Source organism: Bradyrhizobium sp. LA2.1, assembly GCF_040547725.1.
Taxonomy (GTDB): domain Bacteria; phylum Pseudomonadota; class Alphaproteobacteria; order Rhizobiales; family Xanthobacteraceae; genus Bradyrhizobium; species Bradyrhizobium barranii.
In genome coordinates, this window is sequence record NZ_JBEPQI010000016.1 from 33,273 (window position 1) to 56,438 (window position 23,166).

Sequence of the window (23,166 nt, forward strand, 5' to 3'; positions counted from 1 at the left end):
ATTTCCAATTTCGTCGACCATGCCCGATACTAACATGCATTGGGTCGGCCGAGGACGTGCGGCTTCCTCAAGATTGATTGAAGCCATTCCGCCGAGCCGCCTTGCCGAGAACGGGCAGCAAAGGAGTCCCCGATGAAATCACCGAAGACCGTCGGCCTGGCTGTCGCCGTCTCGCTGGTCGCCAGCACCGTGGCGACAGTCGCTTAGGTCAATGGAGCGACTCCGGCGGGTCCGACCGCGACCGGGCGTCAGGCACACTGAGCTCCGGACGAGATACTCGCGCCTGCACTCGACCACTACCTCAACGATTACCTTGCGCGGCGGCGCCAGCATTGATCCAAATCTTAAAGAAGGAGTTCAACAATGAAGCACACGGAAACTGTCGGCGCGATTATCGCAGTGCTCATGCTTACGTGCACAGTCGCTGGCCCGGGCCATGCTCAGGACGCCCAACACGGCAAAGCCGTCTTCAAGGCTTGTGCGACATGCCATGCAACTGACCACGCCAATCGTGTCGGGCCGGGTCTGGAAGAGGTTGTCGGTAGGAAAGCGGGTACGGTTCCGGGCTTCCGCTATAGCAACGCCATGAAGAATTCCGCAATCGTCTGGGACACGAAGACTCTCGATGCGTATCTGGAATCACCGCAGAAGGTCGTCCCAGGAAACAGTATGCCCTACGCAGGGCTGAAGGATGCGACGGATCGGACGGACCTCGTTGCTTATCTTGCTACGTTGAAGTAGCGGCGCGTCGAACGAGACGTGAGTGAGACGACTCCGCCAGCAACTCTAAGAAATAGCGGATATGCTTGTTGGTCATTTGAACGGCTTGGCTTTTGAGATGCCAACCTATCAACTCGATCCCGGCACGCTCCCCAATGCACCTGCTGCTATGGAAACTATGCATGCCAATCATTGGAAAGGTTCGTCGTGTACTGCGACAACTGATTAGCTTTGTGCCAGATCTTACCGAGTAACGCTGAGAGCCAGTTAGCAAACTAGTCATGGGTCCTGCCGTTGGATGTCGAACCGGCTTTCTGTCCTGTAACACTTCCTGACCTTCGATTTTCCAACGCGGACTGAAACCAATTCCGGTTTTGGAGGGCAGAAAGACAATGATCGGCCAACTGACCAAGACTGAACGTCAGTACGCGCTATTGATCCTGCTCGGGCTCGCATTATGCGGATTGATGCTTGGCATAGCAGGTAACCACGATCCACTCGGCGTTCACGGCGCGCTCATCGGAGTCGCGGCACTTGCCGGAATCTTCAAAGTCATTTCGGTCTACTACGATCCCGAACCCGGCCATGAACGCCTCAACCGCTATTATGACGATCCAACGAAATTCGGCATCATTCTCGCAATGATCTGGGCTGTGTTCGGCTTCTTGATCGGCGATTGGGTGGCGTGGCTCCTGGTGAAGCCCGACTTCACTCTTGATGCCGGCTGGGCCAGCTTCGGGCGGCTGCGTCCTGTTCACACCACCAGCGTACTCTTCGGCTTCGGCGGCAACGCACTGATCGCTACATCCTACTACGTATTGCAGCGGACCTCGCGCGCGCGCCTGGCCGATCAGCTCAGCCCGTGGTTCGTGCTGCTCGGCTACAATCTGTTCTGCGTGCTCGCCGTTACCGGCTACATGATGGGTATCACCCAGTCCAAGGAATACGCGGAGCCGGAATGGTACGCAGATATCTGGCTGTTGGTGGTCTGGGTCGTATACTTTACCATCTATCTGCGCACGCTCGCGCGGCGCAAGGAACCACACATCTATGTGGCCAACTGGTACTACATGGCCTTCATCTTGGTTATCGCGATCCTGCACATCGTCAATAACCTCGCCGTCCCCGTCTCGTTCGGCAGCGCCAAGAGCTACTCGCTGTTCTCCGGCGTGCAGGACGCGATGACCGAATGGTGGTACGGTCACAACGCCGTCGCCTTCTTCCTCACCGCCGGCTTCCTCGGCATGATGTATTACTTCTTGCCGGTACGGGCCGGACGGCCGATCTATTCCTACCGAATGTCAATCATCAGCTTCTGGGGCATCACCTTCTTCTACATGTGGGCGGGCTCACACCACCTGCACTACACGGCGTTGCCGCAATGGGTGCAGACGCTGGGCATGACGTTCTCGCTGATGCTGCTGATCCCCTCGTGGGCGTCAGCTGGTAATGCGCTGCTGACGCTAAACGGCGCATGGGACAAGGTGCGAGACGATGCGACGCTGCGCTTCATGATGGTGGCCGCGGTATTCTACGGCATCACCACCTTTGAAGGATCATTCCTTGCGATCCGCCCGGTGAACTCGCTCTCCCACTACACCGACTGGACCGTTGGCCACGTCCATGCCGGCGCGCTCGGATGGGTGGCGATGATCACGTTCGGATCGATCTACGCTATCGTGCCGTGGCTCTGGAAGACCGAGCGCATGTATTCCCCGCGACTCGTCGAGATACATTTCTGGCTCGCGCTGGCTGGCGCTGTCGTTTATGTCTTCGCCATGTGGAATTCCGGCATCATCCAGGGGCTGATGTGGCGGACCTACAATGAGAGCGGCACGCTCGCGTATACCTTCGTCGACTCGCTGATTGCGATGCATCCCTACTACATCGCGCGCGCCATCGGGGGCCTGCTCTTCTTGATCGGCGCGATTATTGGCGCCTACAACATCTGGATGACGATCAGAACCGGTATCCGCGACGTGCGTGATTCGGCGACCGACATGCCATCACCGATGCTCGGCGGCACGACCGTCCTTGAATCGGGAGAGTAAGCCGCATGTTCGGATTGCACTATCGGCTCGAACGCAAAGCCATCGGACTCACGCTCGGCATCGTTCTTGTGGCGAGCATCGGCGGTTTCGTGGAAATCGCGCCGCTCTTCACCATCCACCAAACGGTGGAAGACGCGCCCGACATGCGTGTCTACACCCCGCTCGAACTGGCGGGCCGCAACATCTACATCCGCGAAGGCTGCTACGCCTGTCACTCGCAGATGATCCGCACCTTGCGCGATGAAATCGAACGCTACGGGCCCTACTCGCTCGCCGTCGAATCGAAATACGACCATCCGATGTTGTGGGGCTCGAAGCGTACGGGACCGGACCTCGCTCGCATCGGCGGCAAGTATTCCGACGATTGGCACGTCGCCCACCTTAACAACCCGCGCGATGTTCTTTCCGTTTCCGTCATGCCCGCTTATTCGTGGTTGCTGAAAACGACGTTGCGCACGGATGATCTCGGCGCGCACCTGAAGGCCCAGCGCACCGTCGGCGTGCCCTACACCGACGAGATGATTGCGAATGCGAGCAGAGACGCTTACGGCCAAGCCGCTCCAGACTCCCCCTACGTTGATGGCGTCACGCAACGCTATGGCAAGGCAACAAACGTCCGCGCATTCGACGGCAAGCCTGGCGAGCTCACCGAGATGGACGCGCTGATCGCCTATCTCCAGGTGCTAGGCCACCTGACCGACGCGGCGCACAAATCCGTCACGAACGCTGCGAGGTGATCATGGATCTCGGACACGCTACGCTGGTGCGGTTCTCGAAGTCGTTCGGATTGTTCTATCTGATCGCACTCTCAATCATCACAGTTGTCTATGCCTATTGGCCGTCTAACAGAAAGGTGTTCGATCGGGCTGCGAAGTCGGTCCTGCGCAATGAGGATGGGCCATGACGGTAGAAGAACGCGATAACTACACCGGTTATCTGACCACCGGGCACGAGTGGAACGGCATCAAGGAACTGAACACGCCCGTTCCGCGCGCCGTGTACTTTTTCCTGCTGATCGCTTTTCTCTTTTCCGTCGGCTGCTGGGTTCTGCTGCCCGCATGGCCACTCGGCGTCAGCTACACCAAAGGCCTGCTCGGCCTTGACCAGCGCAACATCGTGCAGGACTCGCTGAAACGGGCGGCGCTGGGCCGCAGCGCATGGACCCAGCAGATTGAGGCCAAAAGCTATCAGGATATTCAGGCTGACCCGGCGCTGATGCAGATCGTGCGCCAGACCGGCCGTACCCTGTTCGGTGACAATTGCGCCGTGTGCCACGGGCGCAACGCAAAGGGCGGCCACGGCTTCCCGAACCTGACTACGACCTCATGGCTGTGGGGTGGCGCTCCGGAAGCCATCGCCGAAACCATCCGCGTCGGCATCAACTCGTCGCATCCCGACAGTCGCACCTCGCAGATGCCTGCCTTCGGTCATGACCATATCCTTCAGCAGGCCGACGTCGACAAGGTCGTGGTCTTTGTGCGCTCGCTCTCCGATCCATCCGCCGTGAAAACGGCAAGGCCCGGCGATGTGGACGCCGGCAAGGAGATCTTCGTTGCCAATTGCACCGCATGTCATGGTGAGGACGCCAAAGGCAACAGCGACGCGGGCGCACCCAACCTGACCGACAAGTTCTGGATCTATGGCGGCGACGCGCAGACGATCACGGACACACTATGGAACGGACGGCAGGGCCACATGCCGTCATGGGAAGGCCGCCTGACGCCGATCGATCGCAAGATCCTCGCGCTATACTTGGTCGATCAGAGGATGCCCAACCAATGAATGGGATGGCGGCATCGCCTGACAGATCGAAGGCGAAATCAATCGTCTTGCTGTCGATCGGTCTCGGTCTGATTGTGCTGGTCGCCGCCAATGCGCATCTGCTTTACGTGGCTGTGTCCTCTCAACCGGACTGCGTCGCTCATCTCCAGCACGGCGAAGGCAACGGCACCAATAGCTTCAGCGCGGCGACCTCGTCGTGTTCATCCACACCGACCACAACAGCCAAAGCACGATAGACTGATCGACATGACCATGATCCCGACCGTCATGCCTCCACTTCCCACCAAAAACCGTTGGCATCGCTCGCTTGCTCCCGCCGATGCTTTCATATGGCTTGCGAACGGCTGGTATGACCTGACCGTGCAGCCGATGATGAGCTTCTGCTACGGCCTGCTGATCTTTCTCACATCCGTCGCCATCGTCGGTGGTTTGTTTCGCCTAGGCTGGGACTACATCCTGTTTCCCGCATTCGCGGGTTTTATGGTGGTAGGCCCGATCCTCGCAATCGGCCTGTATGAAAAAAGCCGCCGCCTTGCCGCAGGCTTGCCCGTCAGCCTCTCGACCATGATTTTCGTCAAGCCGCAATGCGGCGGCCAGATTCTGTTCGCGGGCGTACTGCTGTGCCTTTTGATGATCACATGGATACGCGCGGCGGTGATTATCTACGCCCTGTTCTTTGGCCTGGTGCCGTTTCCCGGTCTCGAACACATCGCACCGATGCTATTCGCCACGCCGGTTGGCTGGGCGACGCTCATTGTCGGCGGGGCCGTCGGCGGATTGTTCGCGGCGTTCTCGTTTGCGATCAGCGCGTTCTCAATTCCCATGATGCTCGTCAGGCGCGTTGACGCCTTCACTGCCATGGGCTCGAGCATGGCGCTGGTCTGGAACAACCTGCCCGTGATGCTGACCTGGGGCGTCATTGTGCTTGCACTGTTCTTGGTCTCTCTCGCCACTGGAATGCTGGGCCTGATCATCGTGTTTCCTGTGCTCGGGCACGGCACCTGGCATGCCTATCGCGCGGTGGTGGACGAAGCCGCGATATAGCGACACGCCGCCGGCGAATTGCCGGCGGCGGGCGGAAACGGAGTGCCGATGAGTTGTTGCACACCTGGCGCTGAGCTGGCTCTTGCCACGTCTGATCCTCACACCGCGAATGAGGAAGTTCTGCTCGCGAGCCGCTTGGTCGGCGACGGCGTTCGCCAGACCGATCTCTCGGTGCCGGGCATTCATTGCGGCGGCTGCATCCAGAAAGTCGAAGCCGCGCTCGGCGCACTTCCCGGTGTGGAAAAGGCGCGCGTCAATCTCTCCACCAAGCGCGTCGCGATCCGCTGGCAGTCCGACAAGCCGCCCTCACCATTCATCGAGACACTCAGCAAGATCGGTTACGACGCACATCTTCAGGATGCCGGCCCGGACCAGACGGACGAGACGCTGAAAGAGTTGATCCGCGCGCTCGCCGTGGCTGGTTTCGCGGGCAGCAACATCATGCTGCTGTCGGTGTCGATATGGTCCGGCGCGGAAGCTCCAACCCGCGAACTCTTCCACTGGATCTCCGCGCTGATCGCCTTCCCCGCGCTGATCTATTCGGGCCGCGTATTCTTTTCTTCCGCTTGGCGCGCTCTGCGCCATGGCCATACCAACATGGACGTTCCCGTTTCCATCGGCGTGTTGCTTGCCTTTGGCATGAGCCTTTACGAGACGTTCAATCACGAATCACACGCCTATTTCGACGCGGCAACCTCGCTGCTGTTCTTCCTGCTGATCGGCCGCACGCTCGATCACATGATGCGCGAGCGCGCACGAACCGCCGTCCGAGGATTGGCCCGCCTGTCCTCGCGCGGCGCACTCGTCGTGCAGGACGACAGTACGCATACCTATCTGCCGGTGAACGAGATCCAGCCGGATATGCACATCCTGCTGGCGGCGGGCGAGCGCGTGCCGGTCGATGCCCGGGTCGAAACAGGACAATCCGAGATCGACTGCGCGCTGGTGTCCGGCGAGAGCCTGCCGCAACCGGTTTCACCGGGCACGATGCTGTCCGCGGGAACGCTGAACTTAACCGCCCCCCTTACCATCGTCGCCACGGCTGCCTCGAAGGATTCATTCCTCGCCGAAATGGTGCGAATGATGGAAGCGGCCGAAGCTGGGCGCTCGGTCTACCGGCGTGTCGCGGACCGCGCCTCGCGGCTCTATGCGCCGGTCGTGCATCTCACAACGCTGCTGACGTTCATCGGCTGGATGATTGTGGAAGGCGACCTGCATCGCGCGGCCACCATTGCCGTCGCGGTGCTGATCATCACTTGCCCTTGCGCGCTCGGCCTTGCCGTTCCTATGGTGCAGATCGTCGCCGCGCGGCGTCTGTTCGAAAGTGGTGTGATGGTCAAGGACGGCGGCGCGTTGGAGCGCTTCGCGGAAGTCGACACCGTGATTTTCGACAAGACCGGAACGCTGACCATGGATCGGCTGCGGCTCATCAATCGCAAAGCCATCAATCCAGCAGCGCTTGCGATCGCCGCATCCATCGCGGCCCATTCACGCCATCCTTACTCCCGTGCGCTCGCCGCCGCACGACGCGACAACACCATCACGCCGGTGGCACTGAACGATATTTCAGAGCAGCCGGGCTCCGGAATGCAGGCCACCATCGGCAAGACGATCTACAGGCTCGGCCGGGCCGACTGGGCGCTGACGGATGGAGCCAAACAGTCAAGCACAGCCGGCGTTGTACTCTCCGAGAACGGGCAACTGCGAGCGGCCTTCCAGTTCGACAGCGATCTTCGCCCGGATGTCCGCGAGGCCGTGCTCGCCATTTCCAATCAAGGATGCCGCGTCGAGATCATGTCCGGCGATCGCGACGAACCGGTGCGCCATCTCGCATCTGATCTCGGACTTCCCTATCGTGCGGGCGTCTCCCCTGCTGACAAAACGAAACACATCGTCGACCTGTCGGAAGCGGGACAGCGCGTGCTGATGGTCGGTGACGGCCTCAACGATACGCCGGCCCTCGTCGCTGCCCATGCCTCCATGGCTCCGGCCACCGCCGCCGATGTCGGACGAAATGCCGCCGATCTCGTCTTTCTGCGCGAGAGCCTGCTGGCGGTACCGCAAGCCATTGCCATTGCGCGCCATACACAGAGACTCGTGCGCCAAAATCTCATCCTCGCCGTCGGCTACAATGCCATTGCAGTACCCGTCGCGATCCTCGGCCATGTGACACCATTGGTGGCGGCGGTGACGATGTCAGCCTCGTCACTGCTGGTGATCGCCAATGCCCTGCGGCTGCACGGCTGGCGCTCGCGGGAGGAGCCGCGCTCGGGCCCGCCGGCTTTCGATATCTCCGCGCAGACGCCCGCGACGGAGAAAGCTCGATGACGGATTACTTCTTCCTGATTCCCGTTGCGCTCGCGCTCGGCGCCGTTGCACTCGGCGCGTTTATGTGGTCGCTGCGAAGCGGCCAATATGATGATATTGCGGGCGCGGCCGAACGAATCCTGTTCGAAAACCGCGATGGGCCCGACGATTAGGCGTCGGCGCACGGGGACAAGCCGAGTCACCGCAGCTAGTTGTTTAGTCCCGATGTGAGGTGGACTGGATTATATCTGAATCGCTCGGAGGTGTCCGTCCAACACTTCGCAGTTCGCCTCATTGGGAGCTCGCCCAACTCTGCGGGTTGATGCGCTCGGCGTGCTGCTCGATCGCCTCTTTGCGCCAGACATTAGCCATGTCCGAGAGGCCCCAATGGGCCACCAGCCGGTAACTCTCGAGCCACACCAGCGACTCTGGATTGCTTCGTCGCCTCGTTCCCTGCGATGATGCTCTATCACGCCGGCCGACCGCGCTCGATGATCTCGGCAGCGCCTTTAGCAAGCAGCTCCATTCCTACCGCGCGGCCGAATTCGCGAGGGCAGCTTGCGTGGCCAACACGCGCGGCTTCGATGGTGCAACCGCCCGCATGATCGAGCACGGATGCGGCGAGCAGCATCTCCATGCCCATGACTTCCGAAAATCCCGCGATCGGCGAGTTGCAATGGCCGTTGAGCATCCACAGTACCTCGCGCTCGGCGTCGGCGCGCGCGTGGTCGTCGCGTCGTCCATCGCTGAACGGACTGAGTTGGTGCCAATCTAGAATCCCTCGCCACGCAAGCGTCTGAGCTCATCAACCCGGGTGCCCGGCCGCAGCGCCAGGACGTCGAGCCCGGCGGACCGCGCGAGAGCGTCGCGCCGATCACAAGTCCGGGCGCGTCCTCATTGTCCGGCACGTCTTTCAGCGAATGCATCGCGGCGTGGAGCCTTCCGTTAAGCACCGCCTCGCGGATCTGGGCCACGAAGGCCCCACCTTCGCCGCCATACGGCAGGAGCTTGCCGACGTCGTCTTGCTCGAAGATCCTGGTAGGCGTTTCCGGCACCTCAGGCATGAAAGGTGGGAATGTAAACGATAGCAGCCGAAAAGAGATCAGCTGGAATCGCAGGTAACGAGCGTCGCTGATTGGCGGCCGGCGCTGAGGCGGGGAGGTACATTGCAGGTCCAGCGCGGTTGGGCTCAACGCTTGACGTCCGCCTGGGATGATCACTAGAGTGGGCGAGGCCAACCTACGATCGTATGCGTCGAGTTGCACCACGGTATCTCCGCGATCGGCTGATTTACTTCGCGCGGCGACGATGGAGACGTAACCTGTCCGCCGAACGCGATCACAGTAGGAAACGCTGAATCTTGCTTGGTCGATCGCGCTCCGCTGGTAGACGTCTAGAATCCCGCGAGACCCTGAGGGCTATTGTAGGGAATCGGGGTTCGACCAATCTCCGTCAGTCGGCCGCTCGTCTTGTCGAGGTGGTAGCTGACAAGCACCGAGGCATTTCCAAAGATCTGACAAAAGTACTGGTCGTCGGGGGTCAGCCAGCTGTCGCTGGGTCCGCTGCTGACGAGCCCGTTCACGGCGCGGAAGGTACCGTCGCCAGGTATCGCGTTGTTGGCCGGGTCCTTCAGAACGCTCAATTGGCCTTCTACCAGCCGATAGGTCGAGACCGTTCCGTAGCCGAAATTGGTCGCAAGTACGAGCGAGTTGTCAGAGGTCACTTGCAGCCAGCAGAGCTCGGACGGCCTCCCAGGCGAAGTATCGATCGAAATCAACGGACCATTGGTCACGCGACCCTTGCCATCGATGCGGCTTACTAGCACGCCGTCCCCTGCCGCGACACCGTTGAGGAAGGTATCACGACTCCGGTTGAGGAAGGCCATGTAGAATGGCCCCGCGCCGCCGGCATCGGCAAACGAAGCCTCGTCGAGCGTGCCGTCGTCGCGCACCGGGAATATCACGAGTCCGTCTCGGTCGGCGGCGTTCGCTACGGCCAGATTTCGCGACCCGTCCGGATTGGCGGTCGGATGAGCGTCGAAGAGGATGTCGACCAGCAAAAAGCCGCCGTCGGGCGACAGAACCACTTGTGATGACACCCGATCGGTCTTTTTCGCGGTGTTCACCGAATGACGCTCCGGGCGCGGCTTCAGCTTGCCGTCCTTAGCGACCGTGTAGGAGCGTAGGTGGTTGGGGCCGAAGGCATGAAGTACATATAGTGTTCGGCTTTGGGAGCGATACGCGAGCGATTTCGCCGTTCCGGTGCGCCCGATTACGGGCTCGCCAGTCGATTGCCGATCTATCATCGACAGCTCGCCGTCCGGGCTCACTCGAAAGCTCGTCACGCTGTTGTCACCGCCGTTCGTCGCGAACAGCAGGGTGTTGGATTCGGCCAGGATCACACTGCCAGCGCCCTCGAATGCGTTGGGCGCGCTCTCCTGACCGCTGATCGGCTTGAAGATGCCCGAGCCAGCGCCCCCGGTGGGGATACTCTCGCGTAGTTCGAGTTGCCCGTCCGCGTCGCGGCCGAAGTGCATGATACGGTTCTTGGTCTCATTAGTCTGCATGTAGACATGACCTACGGGGTCCGACGCTCGTGCGTCTACTCGGAAAGCCCCGAAGAGACACAGCACGAGCGCGATAGAGATGAGATTCGACGATACCGGACGATTCATGTAACTCTCCCATGTTGCTCACGCCGATAGCGCGCCCGGATGCGGCAAAAGCTGTCCGGGCAGAGGTAAGGATCGCGGCTGACCCGTTGCGTCTTCGAAGCGTTGCGACGTCTGCTAATTCGCCTCTCACCTTGTGCTTATTTGACGGGCGTCGTCAGCGCCTTGTCATCGGTGTCAACCACGAACACCGCAAGCAGCTTTGCCGACTCTGTCTTGCTCGCGTTGCGGCTGATCCAATGCGTCGCACCCGGCGCTTCGGACCAGCTCTCGCCCGTCCGATAGATACGCGGGTCACCGTCATTCACCATCGACTCGACCGCACCTGAAACCACATAGGCGTAGATGAAAGCCGACTTCGCGTGGGTATGTGAGGGCGAGGCCTCACCCGGCCCGTAATTGACTTCCAGGGCAATCAGCGACTTGCCGGGGATATTAGGGATGGGCGCTTCGAAGTTCTTCATGACGGTTTCCGCTTTGCTATCTCGGGCAAAGATGGCGCCGGCTATCGACAAAGCAAAGGCGATGGACGTAGCGGCGATGGTGGTTCGGGCATTTACAGGCTTACTCCCTCATCAACTTTGAAGCTGTCCTGGTGGTAGGCTGTGGGCGACACTTAACGGGTCATCGCATAGGCCTGTCGATTGCCGGTGGCCCTATCGAGCGGCCTAGACGTAGCCCCCAACCGCCTGAACACAGGACTTCTCGCGAGCATCGTGGCCACTCATCGAAATTGATGCGGCCAAGGCACGCCTGACTTAATGGTGCGAGCGACTTTTCCTCGAGGCGCCCGCCGAAATCTCGGGCCGCGGGATCTCTCACGACCTTCCGCGGTCGCCGATAGCCCTCAAAGCGAGCGACAGTTTCGTCGTGGCGATCCGGCATGCCTTGCTCAGGTGACTTTGGTTAGATGACCTAAGCCGAGCATCTCGACGACATTTGCCTGCACGGGCGCCGTCTGCGCGTTCACGGTATCAGAACCGAACGCCGCGCCAACGACGGTGCGCGGAGGTCGGCCGCCCCTAGGCAGCGCCACGAGTTTGGCAATTGCCTCGGCGACGTCGTGGCGATTTGGAGCATCGGGGGCTTGAAACTTTGTTATGAAGAACTTGAAAATAGCGCTTGGAATGTCTCCGACTGTCCCGTAGGCCGCGATCCGATCAGCATCGGCGGGCTGCTGAACGTTCTCGTAAAACGGTGTGGGATAGGCGCTTGGCTGCACCAGGACGACATCGATGCCGAATTGCGAGACCTCATAGCGGAAGCTGTCGGTAAGTGCCTCAACCGCGAACTTGCTCGCGCCGTAGATGCCGAAGAAGGGGAACGTCACGCGGCCCAGGACCGAGCCAACGTTGACGATCAATCCCGCGTGCTGGTCACGCATCGTTGGTAGCACCGCGCGGGCGGTGCGCAGAACGCCCACGACGTTGGTATCGAATACGATCTTCGCCTGGTCCGGCGTGAAGGCCTCGGTGACCCCGGCCGATCCAATGCCGGCATTGTTAACTAGCACATCGATACACTTCGTGCGCTTGAGCACCTCCTGCACGCCCTGGTCGACCGAGGTATCATTGCTGACATCGAGCTCGACGACGCCGATGCTCTGTTTGCGGAGAGCTTCCGCATGAGGCCGGTTCTTCCCTTGCGGATCGCGCATTGACGCGAACACGGTATGGCCTGCGCGAGCCAAGGTTTCTGCCGTGTCGCGGCCAAAGCCGGTGCTGGCACCAGTGATTAGAATCGTCTTAGACATAAATAATTCCTTCTGGCGATCGCTGTGGGTTGGCCGAGGCAACGCCCAAGACAATGCCGATTCTCATCGCGATGCTCATTGCGTTAGCGAAACCGCCGTGGCGTCCGTTGACACTATCGGTTGTCGCTCCACGGGACGCGCTTTTCCAATAGCTGGCATGTATAGTTTCCATAGCACTGAGGCATACGGCTGCACCGGTCCTCACACATCCCGGTTACTTCCCGCCGCATCGTCGGTACACGCCGGTAGAAGAGGACGTTATCCGCCGCATCGCCGAGACTCTTCGATGCGCCCACCTCTGGAGAAACGATCCCAAGAACCTTGGGCCTTTCCACGCCAAAGCTTCGTAGGCGTTCTGGGTCAAGTCCGCGAGAACATCGATGGAGGACTCTCGTCGACTGCCCCATGTCAGACGTGAACAATCCGCGCCAGAAAGAAATAGGCCAGGCGTTCCAGCTGCAACGTGTCGCCCATAGGGATGTATTGCTGAAACTGGTTGCGCAGACGCGTCCAACTCAGCTCAAGGAGGATGCGGATCGGATCCTCGCTATGGGACCCGGCCGCGAACCACCGCCCGTCTTCAAGGGCCAAGATGTAGGACTAGACGGTCATCTTGGGCAGGCCGTTGTTTCGGCAAATAATGAGATTGGGATACAACCCCAAGTCAAATGCCGCCCGCCCCGTAGTTGTGTTCGAGATAATCCGCGAAGCCACAGCGAAGTCCCGCCTCGTCCGTCTTGTAGTCGGTAGAGATCAGGGCGCCGTCAGCGCCGGCTTCGACCACCTGATAGGTGTCGAACATGAAATCCTTGCGCAGCACCGGCAGATTGGTCACCGCGCGCGCCGCGAACATGAAATCGAGATGCCCCTGAACGAGGGCGTATCGGTCAGCACCGAGAGGCAGGCCGCGCCCCCGGCCTCATAGGCCTTTGGTAGGGCAGGCGGATCGAAATCGGCGCGGGATGCGGCCCTTCGATGGTGAGGCCTGCTTGATCTCAGCAATCAACGCATAGTGGCCGCCGGCATGCCTTGCCTTGATCGCGCGGACGAAGCCGCGCGGTGGAGCGGGCGCCTTGGCGCGTGCCTCGATGCTCGCGAGGGGATGAGCATGCTTGGCGGCGGCGATCCCCTCGCGCTTGTTGGTTTCGATCTTCTTCAAGCTGTCCGACCTCATCAATCCGTTCGTTGACTTACTTGCCATTCAACAATCCGCGTTTCGGCGGAACCGTACAATCAAAACATGATCGACGCTAACTCACTTCCCCTTCATCAACCGTTCGCGCCGGCATGTACTCCGACGCAAGATGCGAGCGACGCTCTTCCGGATATCCCCTCGCGCCATGGAATCGCCAGACGATCGTTATTGTTCGCTCGCAGCGCGGGGGATGCCGTCGCGGCCGGCGCAACTTGCGTTGCTCTACGAATAACAGTGAGAACGGTCAGCGCGCTATTCCGCGCCGCTATGGAAACTATACGCGCCGGCTATTGGAAACTTTCGTCCCGTGCTGCGATCAATTGGTACCACTGTCGCAGATTTCGTCGAGTAACACCGATGGCATGGCGCACGCTTAGAAAGATGTCGTCCGGACCGCTTCACAGCGTCGTGCGCACTGGCCAATCCATCCTCATGCTGCGATCCGCCGAGCAACGAGCACCTCTTGCCCTCGATCTTCTTTCGCTGGGAAGCCGCGCGGCGCTCGGGATCTCGTTCCTATTGTCGGTCAGCGACCGGCTCGGGCTCTACGGCAATCCGGGCGAGCGCGGAGTTTCCTGGGGAACATTCGAACGGTTTTTGGGCTACGCGGCCAAGGTAAATTCGTTCGCACCGGCATGGATGATCCCCTTTCTCGGCGCGACCGCAACGGTTCTGGAATTTCTATTTGGCGTTACGCTGGTACTCGGACTCGCGGTGCGATGGGCGGCTTTCGGCAGCGCAGGCCTGCTCCTCCTGTTTGGTTCAGCCATGGCGATTTCGTTTGGGATCAAGTCGCCATTCGATTACTCCGTGTTCGCCGCGATGTGCTGCGCCCTATTTCTGGGATTCGCCGGCTCAACTCGATGGACCGTCGACTCTTTACTATGATGCTCCAATGGCAAAGCGCTCTTCCACTTTTGCTTTCGGCAGTTACGCGTCACCGACCCACGGCAAAGCTAACCCCGGCTTGTTTCCCGATATCGCAGCTCAACCGCGAGACGAAGAAACGTCGCCGAAATCGAACAAGCCGCTTTGATGCCGGGCATGAGATTGCCGGAGACCTCGGACACGCCGCCGACCTGGCGGCGATCTCCAGCGCAGGCAGCCGAGCGGCGGCGACGCGCATCACAATTTCCAGATTCCAACCAGTCTCTGCGGATGCCGCCGCTGGCATTTCTCACTGCAGCATCACGCGGCGCGGCGGCAATAATGATCGTCTATCGACTCTATGGCGAGAGGTGATTTCCCTGGCCGGCGCTGCAAGGGCATCATCGTCGGGTGGTTTAACACGAACGGAGCTACCATGAAGGTTAAAGTCCGCAGCCTGGCGATTGCGCTCGCAATTGCTGTTCCTAGCGCAGGGGCCGCTACGGCCACATCGTCTGCCAAGCCGATCAATGGCACGTCGATCATGGCAGCAATACCAGCCGTGACGACGGACGTGCGCTATCGGGTGCGACGGCATTATCCGTACCCTTCGTACTGGGACTATCCCACCTATAATACGTACCGGGGCTATCCCACCCATAATTCGTACTTGGGCTATCCGATCCATAATTCATATTCGAGCTATCCCACCTATTACCATCCCGGCTTCTCTTACGGCTGGTGGTGACGCCAAAAGCATGGCGGCGTGCGGCTCCCTCAAGCCGCCGCTAGCCAACATGTACTTGAGAGATTTTCGCGTTCCTCGGTCATACGCATGTCATTTTCGACGGATTCGGCAGCAGGCATCGCCCGCTGGATGTGCGCTTCAACTAGTTAGGAGAACTGTCGTGACAAAGCGTTCCCTTCTTATTGCAGCGTCGAGCTGCTTCATTGTCTTTGGGCCAGCAGCATACGGACGCTCGGCCTACGACGGCTCTTGGGACCTCGTCTTCGTGACGCAAAGAGGAACCTGCGATTCCAGTTATAGCTTTACTGTCGATGTGACCAACGGAATTGTCACGCATCCCAATCTCGTGAGATTTCGAGGTCACGTCGCAAAATCCGGCGCGGTTCGCGCTTCCGTGACAGTCCAAGACAAATATGCCACTGGCGCGGGCAAATTGTTCGCGACATCCGGTCAGGGGACCTGGAGCGGCCACTCGGGACCGGCGCGATGCTCAGGCTACTGGACGGCGCGACGCAATTGAAGGACGCAACGGCGGCACGTCGGTGCGACCGTGGCGCGGATGCTGGCGGCGCCAAGCCATCCTACGGAGAGGAGCATTTCCTCGGTGCACTGGAGGCTATAATGAAATGACCGTTTCCAAAATGCTACTCGGCGTTGCAGTCCTGCTCGGCTTGTTCTCGCCCGGTCTCGACAAGACAATGCGGTTGGAGAAGCCTCGACCCATAAGCGCGCCCATCTGGCCGGGTGAATCCGCACCACTCGATACTAATCGGCTAGCTCTGGTAATTGGCAATTCAACCTATCCCGATGCCGGCTCCCCTCTTGCCCAAGTGGCACGCGATGCGGAAAGTTTGACAAATGCTCTTCGCAAGGGCGGCTTTCTCGTCGACGCCATTGACAATGCGACGCGCCTCGACATGACCCGCGCAATCGATCAACTAAGGGCACGAGCACATTTGCACTCAATTGCATTAGTCTATTTTGGAGGTTTCGGCATCCAATCTGACGGACAAAATTATTTAATCCCAGTCGATGCGAAGATCTGGAGTGAAAAAGATGTCCGTCGCCAAGGCGTAAGCATTGACCGTCTCCTTTCACAACTCAAGACCTCCGGCGTACGCGTCAGGGCCGCAGTCATTGAGGCCTCGCGCCGCAATCCTTACGAGCGACGCTTCAGGACTTATTCACACGGACTTGCAGCCATTCAAACGAGTCAGAACGCGCTGATCATCAGCTCAGCAGCGCCTGGCCAAGTTGTCGAAGACCCGGATGAAAAGCATAGTCAGCTGATGACCGCTCTTCTTACGCAGATCGATTCTTCGAAGGGGATCGAGGAGGTCTTCGATAATACCCGGAACGCAGTGGTGGCTGCTACTCGAGGCCGACAGATTCCAGATGTGTCATCTACGCTAACCGAGAGCGTCAATCTTTGGCCGGCACGGAACGGCGTTCCCTGTCCTCCGTCGGCTCTGCGGCTAGCGGTCGTCGCGAGTGATCATACATATTTCTGTTGATCTCCATGAATCAAAGTCAACGCTGACTTCCCATGTAGTGCCCCACTCAATCATCTCCGCCTTGTTCGGAACCTCCAACGTGCCCGGCGCTGTCCCATATCGATGACACCGCATCACTGAAGCTCTTTTTCGCGTTTCATGATCGTCTGTTCCTGCAATGTCCTCAGCGACCACGATGTTCGCCATGCCGTGAACATGGCCGATGACACGCTGCGCAACGCCAAACAGATCTATGATTGCCTGGGCTGCAGCGCCGAATGCGGCCGCTGCGCGCGCACCATCAAGACGATTATCGACGAGGCGTGCAGGGAATGTGCATTAGACTGTCAGGCTGGCTGCCCGCATCGCGGGATCTTGGATGACGCGCTGGATGAGCTCAACGTCGCGCCCGCGGCGCCCTAGTTTTCCTGGATTTGCTGGATTGGTGCCTCTCGGTTTCGTGCCCGGGATGCCGGATTGCTTGTTTCTTCCTCAGCAGCGTCCCTCAAGCGTTGGAGTTCATCCGCAAGGCGCCCCAAAGTCATCAAGCACCTTAACAAGGGACTGCGTCACGAGCTCACTGCCATCAACCAGTACTGGCTGCACTACCGGCTGCTCGCCAATTGGGGCCTCTCGGACATGGCCAAGGTCTGGCGCAAAGAGCCGATCGAGGAGATGCAGTACGCTGACCGCATCACCGACCGAGTAATCTTCCTCGAAGGCCTTCCCAAATGCAGATGCTCGACCCCTTGCAGATCGGTCATAACGTCAGGAAGTTATCGATTGCGACCTCGCCGCCGAGAGAAGCGCGCGTGCGCTGTACCAAGACGCGGCGACGCATTGTCATTCCGTGAAGGATTATGTCAGCCGCAACCTGGGCACACCGCTACCCGGCGGAGATCTGCGGCACGTTCGCCGATTACGTAGCGCGTTTGCAGCGCGACCATGCTGAGCTTCCGAACTCGCTGCGGGTTCACTACGCCCGGCTCTATAGGACGCGTGCCTGTAAGCGGCCGCACCGATCTCCAGCAGCATTTCGGTGGCGATCTCTATCAACGGTGAAGCGTCCTATCTCCGCGAAGCCGCGTGGGCGAGAACCACGGCAGACATACTGGACCGACGAACGAAGCACGGTCTGCACTTGACACCGACGCGCGAACTTCAAAGTTCTAGCATTGGCACGTGGGCCGCCAATATGCGAGGTCGTCGCACAGAGACCAACAGCGCTCGCAGGACGACGCGCGAACCTCAAAGTTCTCAATCATCGAGGGCTCTGCAGATAGCTTCGAAGCGCTCTTCAACACTACAGACACGATGCGCCCCTGCGGCCCAGTCGCTCGGCCTTGTAGTACCCCAACCTGTCCTTCAATGTCGCAGCATCGATCGCCAGGGCCGACCAGATCATCGACGCTTACGGACTGAGAGGCGTCGGGCCCGAGCGGGTGCTCATCAAATTCGCATCAACTTGGGAGCGGAGCGTCAGTGGCCGAGACACCGATTGCGCCCCAATGGACAAGGGAAGCGCAATTGTGTGGCCAGGAGATCATTCATTGGTGAATCCTACGACCGGACAATTCACCAGGTTCCCCGTCGTCTTCACTGGCCCCCCCGCAGGGCTCACCAGTAAGCCTGACGCGCTTTTGGCTTCGAGATCGTCACCGTCAGTAATCAGTTTCCGTTGATCCTTAGAGATAGCCTCCTTGGTCCACTCGGCCAATCGCACATCCCACATCGGAGAGTATCCGGCGCTGATCTCCGTGAAGTGCGCGAGGATGTCGAGTGAGGGGCCCTCTCCGTTGAGGGCGCTCTCGATCCCCTGGCGGTCCGGATCTTTCACACCCATCTTGCCGTTCACAATCGTATAGATCACCTCAGTCGCGCCGCTCTGAAGAATGTCGCTTTCCGCTGGCGCAAAAGTGGACGACTCCAGCGTCGCTGACTCCTCGGAGTTGGCGTCAAAACTAAGATAACGCAGGTGTTTACCGTCCGCGAAGCCAAACCGAAGTTTCAAGTCAACGGTACCCTTATCAGGACAGATGCTTGCCACGGAGTCGGTCACGACAGAGTAATCAGGACTGCCGTTGCAGAATGAGATTTTCTCGGGCCCGACATTGAACGCGATGACCGGAGCATTGAAGACAATGTCCTCCTTGTTCGTCACACGAACCAATGGGCTGTAGTGCGCATCCCCAACAGACCCGGCTCGGGCCGTTTTAGGAGGAAACAATTTGGGCGCTTCTCCGCCTACCAAGCTTTGGGACGGCGAGAAATCAACCCGGCCCGATTTGAACGTGAAATTACCCGAGTCGTCCATTTCCGCAACCCGTGTGCTCGTCAGGTCTTTGGCGTTCGTGAGACTAGGCGCCCATGTGAGCCCCATCTTTTTCGACGTATCAAAATTACTTACGTCGGTAAGCACGAACCAAACGGCTTCTCCCGAAGAAAGACGCCCACGACGGAGCGGCAGCGTCACCACTTCTCGTTCGAGGTCCACTTGGCCCGACTCAAGAAATAGTTTTGTGATTTTTTTTCCGGCAGCTGGATCGGCCGCCAGGCTTCCTTGTGGTGCCAAAAACGACGCCACAAGGATCATCATCGAACCACAAACACGTCTGTCGAGCTTTCTGCCAGACTTCATGACTCTACCCTTTCTTCCGCATCCAGCCTTACCCGCGACCGGTAACATTCAAACGAAGTTGGCTACCGATCACTAGGGACACGCCTGGTCGTCGGGCGCGTCCCTAGCCGCAACGCACTGCCCGTTACTTCTTCAGTACGGGATAGCCTTGCACATAGATCCAGTCTGTCTCCTTGGCAGGGATGTGGCAGCCTAGACAATTTGATCGAAAGTCCGTTGAGGTCGTTTTCACCGGGTTATTCGCGTCGAACCACGACCAAGCCCAACCGTTACCCCATAGCTTATTATCGGGGTGGCTGTTCTTACTGTCCTTCACCATCATGAACCAGCCTTTGAGAAGGTCTTGATGGCTGACCGTTCCAGTCGTCATATCCGAAGTGGCCGCGTCGTAGACTTCCTTCACGAGTATCGAACCATCGGAGAACTTGCCGGTGGTGCGATAGGCAGCGACAGATCCTGGCGACGCGTAGACGACGTGCATCTCTTTGGCTCCCTTGTCACCTGCAACAGACCAGCTCCCGAGGAATTCGTAAGTGGCTCGATAGTTCTTCGGGATATGCATGTTGCCCGTCGCATCAACGAGTTGTTCTTGCGCAGCAGCGGGCTGGCTATTTGCGGACTGCGAGACAAGACACCCGACGATCACGACGATGAACGATGCAGACGCTACGGCCGCACTTCCGAAGAATTTCATCGCAGGTTTCCTCATTTTTTCTTAGACGGACCTGGCGGTACCGGTACCTGGTCGAGCAACACGTAGAACTGCGTCCATACGTCATCTCGTTTCGCGCTCGCGATGTGGCAGTAGGCGCATTCCTCGATCGGGCGGACTTTGGCAGTCGCCGCCTTGGGCTCATGGTGGTTGAAGTTGTAGTAGCCCCAGCCATTGGTGGCCTGATATCTCTTGGAGTCTTTGACAGTCACATCCGCCCCGTTGAAGGGACCGGGGAAGAATCCGTGCCCCGATGGCTCGGCTCTCGAACCGTCCTTTTCAGTCGCGGGCAACATGAGCTGCAGCTCCTTCACGAAGATCGTTCCTTCGGGAAATTCTCCCGTTTTCTTGTAGATTTCGTAGGAGCCAGGTTCGATATATACGTTATGAAATTCAGGGAAGTTTGCTTGGGGAGGGTTTAGAAAATTGGGCGTTAGCGGCGAACCAACATAGACCCATTCGTGAAAGTTCTTCGGCAGAATGAGGTCTCCATCTTTTGTGTATTCAGGAAGATAGCGACCGGTAGCATGCCAATCGTCGGGTGGTGGAAGCTGCGGTTGCTGCGCGAAGACTGCAGTTGCCAAAGCGCTAGCGCCGAGGACGGCGGAAAGTGCGAGTACTGTACGTCTCATGATCTCTCTCCTCTGACCAGCTGTGTGTCGCCGAACAAGGCAACGACGGCATTCGTGCAGCAGGTGGTCTCGCTAACTGCGCACAGGTTAGATTAGACGTGGGTGCCTTGATGCAAAAGCAACGAAGGATCATGAAATTAATGCCCGCCGGGAATGACGTTCTCTCTAACTATCGATGTTTGATCATGGGAAGCCTCTGGCCCCTCGCAGCGCATGCCGCAGTGACTTAGGGATTGCCGGCGTGAATGCCATTTCCAGTATTCACTGATGCGCTAGTATCCTTGTGATCTGCGGATGGGGCCATTGACTTTCTTAGTTGCAGATTGGCAACCGATCCTTCGAAAACGACCAAACCAGTTTTCCGGCCGCGTCCTCACGAAGAGGCAACACCAATGTTACGAACAACAAGACGCGCGGCATTAGATAGGGCTGACATTCACAAAATGTGGGAATTGACGAAATCATTCTGCTTCAAGGCGGCCCATACGCTGTCGGGAACGGCCTTTGGCGCGGCAAGGAGAGATCCACTGCCATTTCTTCCAATCCGAGGCGAGTTTCCGCGGCATGCCGGATCCCTTGACCGGCATGGTGGCCGATTTCGGCCTCCTCCAGCATGCGATCGAAGACGTGCGGCTGACGCTCGACCTCAACAAGATCGAGGCGCTGGGCACCCCGACGCTAAAAGACCTCTCGCGTTTCGTCTGGGAACGCCCTGCGCATCTCGGCCGGCTGACCCGCGCCAGCATCCATCACGACAGTTGCAACGCGAGCTGCACCTATTGCGGTCCGCACGGCTAATGGCGAGACTACTGGAATGTCGACCATGGATGTGACGCTGATCGAGGAGCGCAAGGCACGCGCGCGGAGCTGGTTTGAATCGCTGCGCGACGACATCTGCGCAAGCTTCGAGCGGCTCGAGGATGACGCGCCGCGAGAGCTCTATTCGGGTGCGGCCGGCCGCTTCGTCGGCACGCCCTGGCAGCGCACTGACCACTCAGGCGCGGCGGGCGGCGGCGGCGTGATGTCGATGATGTGCGGCCGCCTGTTCGAGAAGGTCGGCGTGCACTGCTCGACCGTTTATGGCGAGTTCGCCCCCGAGTTTCGCGCGCAGATCCCGGGCGCGGTGGACGATCCGCGATTCTGGGCGTCGGGCATCTCGCTGATCGCGCATATGCGCAATCCGAACGTACCCGCGGTGCATATGAACACGCGCTTCGTCGTCACGACGAAAACCTGGTTCGGCGGCGGCGCCGACCTTACGCCCGTGCTCGACCGGCGGCGCACGCAGGAGGACGCGGACACGATCGCCTTCCACGCCGCGATGCGGGAGGTCTGCAACGGTCCGAACGGCGTCGCCGACTACGACAAGTACAAGAAATGGTGCGACGAGTATTTCTATCTACCGCACCGCAAAGAGGCCCGTGGCATCGGCGGCATCTTCTATGACTGGCATGACAGCGGGGACTGGGACGCCGACCTCGCTTTCACCAAGGACGTCGGCCGCGCCCTCCTGAAGGTCTATCTGACACTGGTACGGCGCAATTTCGCTGATGCCTGGACCGCACAGGATCGCGAGGAGCAATTGATCCGGCGCGGGCGCTATGTCGAGTTCAACCTGTTCTACGACCGCGGCACCATCTTCGGGCTGAAGACCGGCGGCAATGTGGATTCGATCCTGTCGTCGTTGCCGCCGGAAGTGAAATGGCCATGACCGCAAAGCACCTCCCCCGCGCCATGCTAATCGACGTGGATAACACCATCCTGTCGCGCTATGGCCGTCCCGAGATCACCCGGAGCACAATCGCAACCGAGTTCGCATCCGAGCTTGCACCGCTGCCACCGAAGCTGGCGTTTGCGCGAAACTACTAGGCCAATGCGGCGGCCGCCTGGCGACTCAAGCTCGGCGAGGCGCGGCGGCTGACGGTGAAAGGCGGCTTCACAGCGCTCGCCGCAAGCGGGCACCGCGCCCTGCCCGACGATCTCGCCGCCGCTTCACCACCTACCGCGAGGAGGAGATGTTGGCTTCCCCGGCGCGCATGAGAAGGTCGACCGGCTGAAGGCGCTCGGTGTCAAGCTCGCGCTGGTCACCAACGGCGCGGCCGACATGCAGCGCGCCAAGATCGAGCGTTTCGAGTTGACCCACCGCTCGACCACATCCAGATCGAGGGCGAGCACGATTTCGGCAAGCGCGGGGAGTGCGCTTATCTGCACGCGAACGACGCGCTCGGCGTCACCGCCAGGATAGTCGACTATAATCTGGAATAGGAAGTCGTGACGCCGCGTCGCCTCGGCGACGAACCATCGCCAATCTTGCTGATCCGGCCGGTGCAATCTCGCGATGACGTTTGTGACTGGCCACGCCGTGTGCACCATTCAAGCCTTTGAAGCCGAGGCCGTGACACAAAAGCGATTCGCTCGCAACGAGTTTTCAAGCGACCCGCTCGCTCCCGCCAATCTCAAGTGACAGTTCGCCCCCGTTCCTTAGGATCTGATTACTAATAGTTTCACCGAAACGGGCGTAGGTTTCCGGAAGCGGACCCAGACGTAGGCCAT

General features: G+C 59.5%; 24 protein-coding genes and 4 pseudogenes. 17 read left to right on the plus strand and 11 right to left on the minus strand.

The features are described 5' to 3' along the window. The first annotated feature begins 363 nt into the window (after positions 1-363). The 9 genes from ABIB95_RS28015 to ccoS all read left to right on the plus strand — a co-directional run bounded on the left by ABIB95_RS28015 (position 364) and on the right by ccoS (position 8,077). Complete coding sequence (locus tag ABIB95_RS28015; RefSeq protein ID WP_354244031.1) at positions 364-741, plus strand: c-type cytochrome; 378 nt, start codon at positions 364-366, stop codon at positions 739-741. A 371-nt stretch (positions 742-1,112) separates the two neighbouring features. Then, the gene (gene ccoN, locus ABIB95_RS28020; protein WP_354244034.1) at positions 1,113-2,771 is read left to right on the plus strand and encodes a cytochrome-c oxidase, cbb3-type subunit I; all 1,659 of its coding nucleotides are present in this window, start codon (positions 1,113-1,115) and stop codon (positions 2,769-2,771) included. A 5-nt stretch (positions 2,772-2,776) separates the two neighbouring features. Continuing rightward, positions 2,777-3,508: a cytochrome-c oxidase, cbb3-type subunit II gene (gene ccoO, locus ABIB95_RS28025; protein ID WP_354244036.1), complete on the plus strand. Its 732-nt coding sequence runs from the start codon at positions 2,777-2,779 to the stop codon at positions 3,506-3,508. A gap of 2 nt (positions 3,509-3,510) precedes the next feature. Further along, positions 3,511-3,675, plus strand: coding sequence for a cbb3-type cytochrome oxidase subunit 3 (locus tag ABIB95_RS28030; RefSeq protein ID WP_354244039.1), 165 nt, complete (start codon positions 3,511-3,513; stop codon positions 3,673-3,675). Then, positions 3,672-4,553, plus strand: a complete 882-nt coding sequence (gene ccoP / locus ABIB95_RS28035) for a cytochrome-c oxidase, cbb3-type subunit III (RefSeq protein WP_354244041.1) — start codon at positions 3,672-3,674, stop codon at positions 4,551-4,553. The genes ABIB95_RS28030 and ccoP overlap by 4 nt, the downstream gene beginning before the upstream one ends. After that, positions 4,550-4,789, plus strand: a complete 240-nt coding sequence (locus ABIB95_RS28040; protein ID WP_354244044.1) for a hypothetical protein — start codon at positions 4,550-4,552, stop codon at positions 4,787-4,789. The genes ccoP and ABIB95_RS28040 overlap by 4 nt, the downstream gene beginning before the upstream one ends. A gap of 10 nt (positions 4,790-4,799) precedes the next feature. Next, positions 4,800-5,597 (plus strand): DUF2189 domain-containing protein, encoded by a 798-nt coding sequence (locus tag ABIB95_RS28045; RefSeq protein WP_354244046.1) that lies wholly within the window; start codon positions 4,800-4,802, stop codon positions 5,595-5,597. 48 nt (positions 5,598-5,645) lie between these two features. Then, positions 5,646-7,925, plus strand: a complete 2,280-nt coding sequence (locus ABIB95_RS28050; protein ID WP_354244243.1) for a cation-translocating P-type ATPase — start codon at positions 5,646-5,648, stop codon at positions 7,923-7,925. Further along, complete coding sequence (gene ccoS / locus ABIB95_RS28055) at positions 7,922-8,077, plus strand: cbb3-type cytochrome oxidase assembly protein CcoS (RefSeq protein WP_354244049.1); 156 nt, start codon at positions 7,922-7,924, stop codon at positions 8,075-8,077. Before ABIB95_RS28050 ends, ccoS begins: the two co-directional genes overlap by 4 nt. 118 nt (positions 8,078-8,195) lie before the next feature. On the opposite strand, the gene ABIB95_RS28060 is transcribed toward ccoS, so the two are convergent. From ABIB95_RS28060 to ABIB95_RS28095, 8 genes and pseudogenes are all read right to left on the minus strand, one after another. Further along, the gene (locus ABIB95_RS28060; protein WP_502917879.1) at positions 8,196-8,324 is read right to left on the minus strand and encodes a hypothetical protein; all 129 of its coding nucleotides are present in this window, start codon (positions 8,322-8,324) and stop codon (positions 8,196-8,198) included. A 49-nt stretch (positions 8,325-8,373) separates the two neighbouring features. Then, positions 8,374-8,968, minus strand: a pseudogene (locus ABIB95_RS28065) (hypothetical protein). Between the two features lie 329 nt (positions 8,969-9,297). Continuing rightward, positions 9,298-10,578, minus strand: coding sequence for a lactonase family protein (locus tag ABIB95_RS28070; RefSeq protein ID WP_354244052.1), 1,281 nt, complete (start codon positions 10,576-10,578; stop codon positions 9,298-9,300). Positions 10,579-10,715: 137 nt separating this feature from the next. After that, positions 10,716-11,102 (minus strand): cupin domain-containing protein, encoded by a 387-nt coding sequence (locus ABIB95_RS28075; RefSeq protein ID WP_354244246.1) that lies wholly within the window; start codon positions 11,100-11,102, stop codon positions 10,716-10,718. Between the two features lie 365 nt (positions 11,103-11,467). After that, entirely contained in the window at positions 11,468-12,328 is an 861-nt protein-coding gene (locus tag ABIB95_RS28080) for an SDR family oxidoreductase (RefSeq protein ID WP_354244055.1), read from the minus strand. A gap of 408 nt (positions 12,329-12,736) precedes the next feature. Beyond that, on the minus strand, positions 12,737-12,919 hold the full coding sequence (locus tag ABIB95_RS28085; protein ID WP_354244058.1) for a hypothetical protein: 183 nt from the start codon (positions 12,917-12,919) through the stop codon (positions 12,737-12,739). 73 nt (positions 12,920-12,992) lie between these two features. Then, a pseudogene (locus tag ABIB95_RS28090) lies at positions 12,993-13,222 on the minus strand (hypothetical protein). A gap of 25 nt (positions 13,223-13,247) precedes the next feature. Then, on the minus strand, positions 13,248-13,502 hold the full coding sequence (locus tag ABIB95_RS28095; RefSeq protein WP_354244061.1) for a hypothetical protein: 255 nt from the start codon (positions 13,500-13,502) through the stop codon (positions 13,248-13,250). A 378-nt stretch (positions 13,503-13,880) separates the two neighbouring features. On the opposite strand from ABIB95_RS28095, the gene ABIB95_RS28100 reads away from it, so the two are divergent. The 5 genes and pseudogenes from ABIB95_RS28100 to bfr form a co-directional block, all read left to right on the plus strand. Next, the gene (locus tag ABIB95_RS28100) at positions 13,881-14,411 is read left to right on the plus strand and encodes a DoxX family protein (protein WP_354244064.1); all 531 of its coding nucleotides are present in this window, start codon (positions 13,881-13,883) and stop codon (positions 14,409-14,411) included. 415 nt (positions 14,412-14,826) lie between these two features. Next, positions 14,827-15,138, plus strand: a complete 312-nt coding sequence (locus ABIB95_RS28105) for a hypothetical protein (RefSeq protein WP_354244067.1) — start codon at positions 14,827-14,829, stop codon at positions 15,136-15,138. A 626-nt stretch (positions 15,139-15,764) separates the two neighbouring features. Then, positions 15,765-16,652 (plus strand): caspase family protein, encoded by an 888-nt coding sequence (locus tag ABIB95_RS28110; RefSeq protein ID WP_354244070.1) that lies wholly within the window; start codon positions 15,765-15,767, stop codon positions 16,650-16,652. A gap of 138 nt (positions 16,653-16,790) precedes the next feature. Further along, the gene (locus tag ABIB95_RS28115; RefSeq protein ID WP_212102324.1) at positions 16,791-17,054 is read left to right on the plus strand and encodes a (2Fe-2S)-binding protein; all 264 of its coding nucleotides are present in this window, start codon (positions 16,791-16,793) and stop codon (positions 17,052-17,054) included. A 54-nt stretch (positions 17,055-17,108) separates the two neighbouring features. After that, positions 17,109-17,544: pseudogene (gene bfr / locus ABIB95_RS28120) on the plus strand (bacterioferritin); the annotation flags it as partial. 630 nt (positions 17,545-18,174) lie between these two features. Here the strand turns inward: bfr and ABIB95_RS28125 are convergent. The 3 genes from ABIB95_RS28125 to ABIB95_RS28135 all read right to left on the minus strand — a co-directional run bounded on the left by ABIB95_RS28125 (position 18,175) and on the right by ABIB95_RS28135 (position 20,613). After that, positions 18,175-19,269 carry a DUF7482 domain-containing protein gene (locus ABIB95_RS28125; RefSeq protein WP_354244074.1) on the minus strand — a complete coding sequence of 365 codons (1,095 nt, stop codon included), beginning with the start codon at positions 19,267-19,269 and terminating at the stop codon, positions 18,175-18,177. 124 nt (positions 19,270-19,393) lie between these two features. After that, on the minus strand, positions 19,394-19,963 hold the full coding sequence (locus ABIB95_RS28130; RefSeq protein WP_354244077.1) for a cytochrome P460 family protein: 570 nt from the start codon (positions 19,961-19,963) through the stop codon (positions 19,394-19,396). Between the two features lie 11 nt (positions 19,964-19,974). Further along, positions 19,975-20,613 carry a cytochrome P460 family protein gene (locus tag ABIB95_RS28135; protein ID WP_212102326.1) on the minus strand — a complete coding sequence of 213 codons (639 nt, stop codon included), beginning with the start codon at positions 20,611-20,613 and terminating at the stop codon, positions 19,975-19,977. A 564-nt stretch (positions 20,614-21,177) separates the two neighbouring features. Between ABIB95_RS28135 and ABIB95_RS28140 the strand changes: the two genes are divergently transcribed. The 3 genes and pseudogenes from ABIB95_RS28140 to ABIB95_RS28150 form a co-directional block, all read left to right on the plus strand. Then, a complete protein-coding gene (locus ABIB95_RS28140) occupies positions 21,178-21,411 on the plus strand; it encodes a 6-carboxytetrahydropterin synthase (RefSeq protein ID WP_376707200.1) in 234 nt (77 codons plus the stop codon). A 25-nt stretch (positions 21,412-21,436) separates the two neighbouring features. Beyond that, on the plus strand, positions 21,437-22,324 hold the full coding sequence (gene hemF, locus ABIB95_RS28145; protein ID WP_354244249.1) for an oxygen-dependent coproporphyrinogen oxidase: 888 nt from the start codon (positions 21,437-21,439) through the stop codon (positions 22,322-22,324). Beyond that, positions 22,315-22,875, plus strand: a pseudogene (locus ABIB95_RS28150) (HAD family hydrolase); the annotation flags it as partial. The gene hemF and the pseudogene ABIB95_RS28150, both read left to right, overlap by 10 nt. Between the last annotated feature and the right edge of the window lie 291 nt (positions 22,876-23,166).

Bases quoted from the DNA above. Each gene is read 5' to 3' on its own strand.
- hemF (WP_354244249.1), top strand. From the start codon at position 21,437: ATGGATGTGACGCTGATCGAGGAGCGCAAGGCACGCGCGCGGAGCTGG.
- ABIB95_RS28080 (WP_354244055.1), bottom strand. From the start codon at position 12,328: ATGTCTAAGACGATTCTAATCACTGGTGCCAGCACCGGCTTTGGCCGC.
- ABIB95_RS28070 (WP_354244052.1), bottom strand. From the start codon at position 10,578: ATGAATCGTCCGGTATCGTCGAATCTCATCTCTATCGCGCTCGTGCTG.
- ABIB95_RS28100 (WP_354244064.1), top strand. From the start codon at position 13,881: ATGGCATGGCGCACGCTTAGAAAGATGTCGTCCGGACCGCTTCACAGC.
- ABIB95_RS28130 (WP_354244077.1), bottom strand. From the start codon at position 19,963: ATGAAATTCTTCGGAAGTGCGGCCGTAGCGTCTGCATCGTTCATCGTC.
- ccoP (WP_354244041.1), top strand. From the start codon at position 3,672: ATGACGGTAGAAGAACGCGATAACTACACCGGTTATCTGACCACCGGG.
- ABIB95_RS28030 (WP_354244039.1), top strand. From the start codon at position 3,511: ATGGATCTCGGACACGCTACGCTGGTGCGGTTCTCGAAGTCGTTCGGA.
- ABIB95_RS28105 (WP_354244067.1), top strand. From the start codon at position 14,827: ATGAAGGTTAAAGTCCGCAGCCTGGCGATTGCGCTCGCAATTGCTGTT.
- ABIB95_RS28015 (WP_354244031.1), top strand. From the start codon at position 364: ATGAAGCACACGGAAACTGTCGGCGCGATTATCGCAGTGCTCATGCTT.
- ABIB95_RS28140 (WP_376707200.1), top strand. From the start codon at position 21,178: ATGCCGGATCCCTTGACCGGCATGGTGGCCGATTTCGGCCTCCTCCAG.
- ABIB95_RS28110 (WP_354244070.1), top strand. From the start codon at position 15,765: ATGACCGTTTCCAAAATGCTACTCGGCGTTGCAGTCCTGCTCGGCTTG.
- ABIB95_RS28135 (WP_212102326.1), bottom strand. From the start codon at position 20,613: ATGAGACGTACAGTACTCGCACTTTCCGCCGTCCTCGGCGCTAGCGCT.
- ccoO (WP_354244036.1), top strand. From the start codon at position 2,777: ATGTTCGGATTGCACTATCGGCTCGAACGCAAAGCCATCGGACTCACG.
- ABIB95_RS28050 (WP_354244243.1), top strand. From the start codon at position 5,646: ATGAGTTGTTGCACACCTGGCGCTGAGCTGGCTCTTGCCACGTCTGAT.
- ccoS (WP_354244049.1), top strand. From the start codon at position 7,922: ATGACGGATTACTTCTTCCTGATTCCCGTTGCGCTCGCGCTCGGCGCC.
- ABIB95_RS28095 (WP_354244061.1), bottom strand. From the start codon at position 13,502: ATGAGGTCGGACAGCTTGAAGAAGATCGAAACCAACAAGCGCGAGGGG.
- ABIB95_RS28125 (WP_354244074.1), bottom strand. From the start codon at position 19,269: ATGAAGTCTGGCAGAAAGCTCGACAGACGTGTTTGTGGTTCGATGATG.
- ABIB95_RS28040 (WP_354244044.1), top strand. From the start codon at position 4,550: ATGAATGGGATGGCGGCATCGCCTGACAGATCGAAGGCGAAATCAATC.
- ABIB95_RS28045 (WP_354244046.1), top strand. From the start codon at position 4,800: ATGACCATGATCCCGACCGTCATGCCTCCACTTCCCACCAAAAACCGT.
- ccoN (WP_354244034.1), top strand. From the start codon at position 1,113: ATGATCGGCCAACTGACCAAGACTGAACGTCAGTACGCGCTATTGATC.
- ABIB95_RS28115 (WP_212102324.1), top strand. From the start codon at position 16,791: ATGATCGTCTGTTCCTGCAATGTCCTCAGCGACCACGATGTTCGCCAT.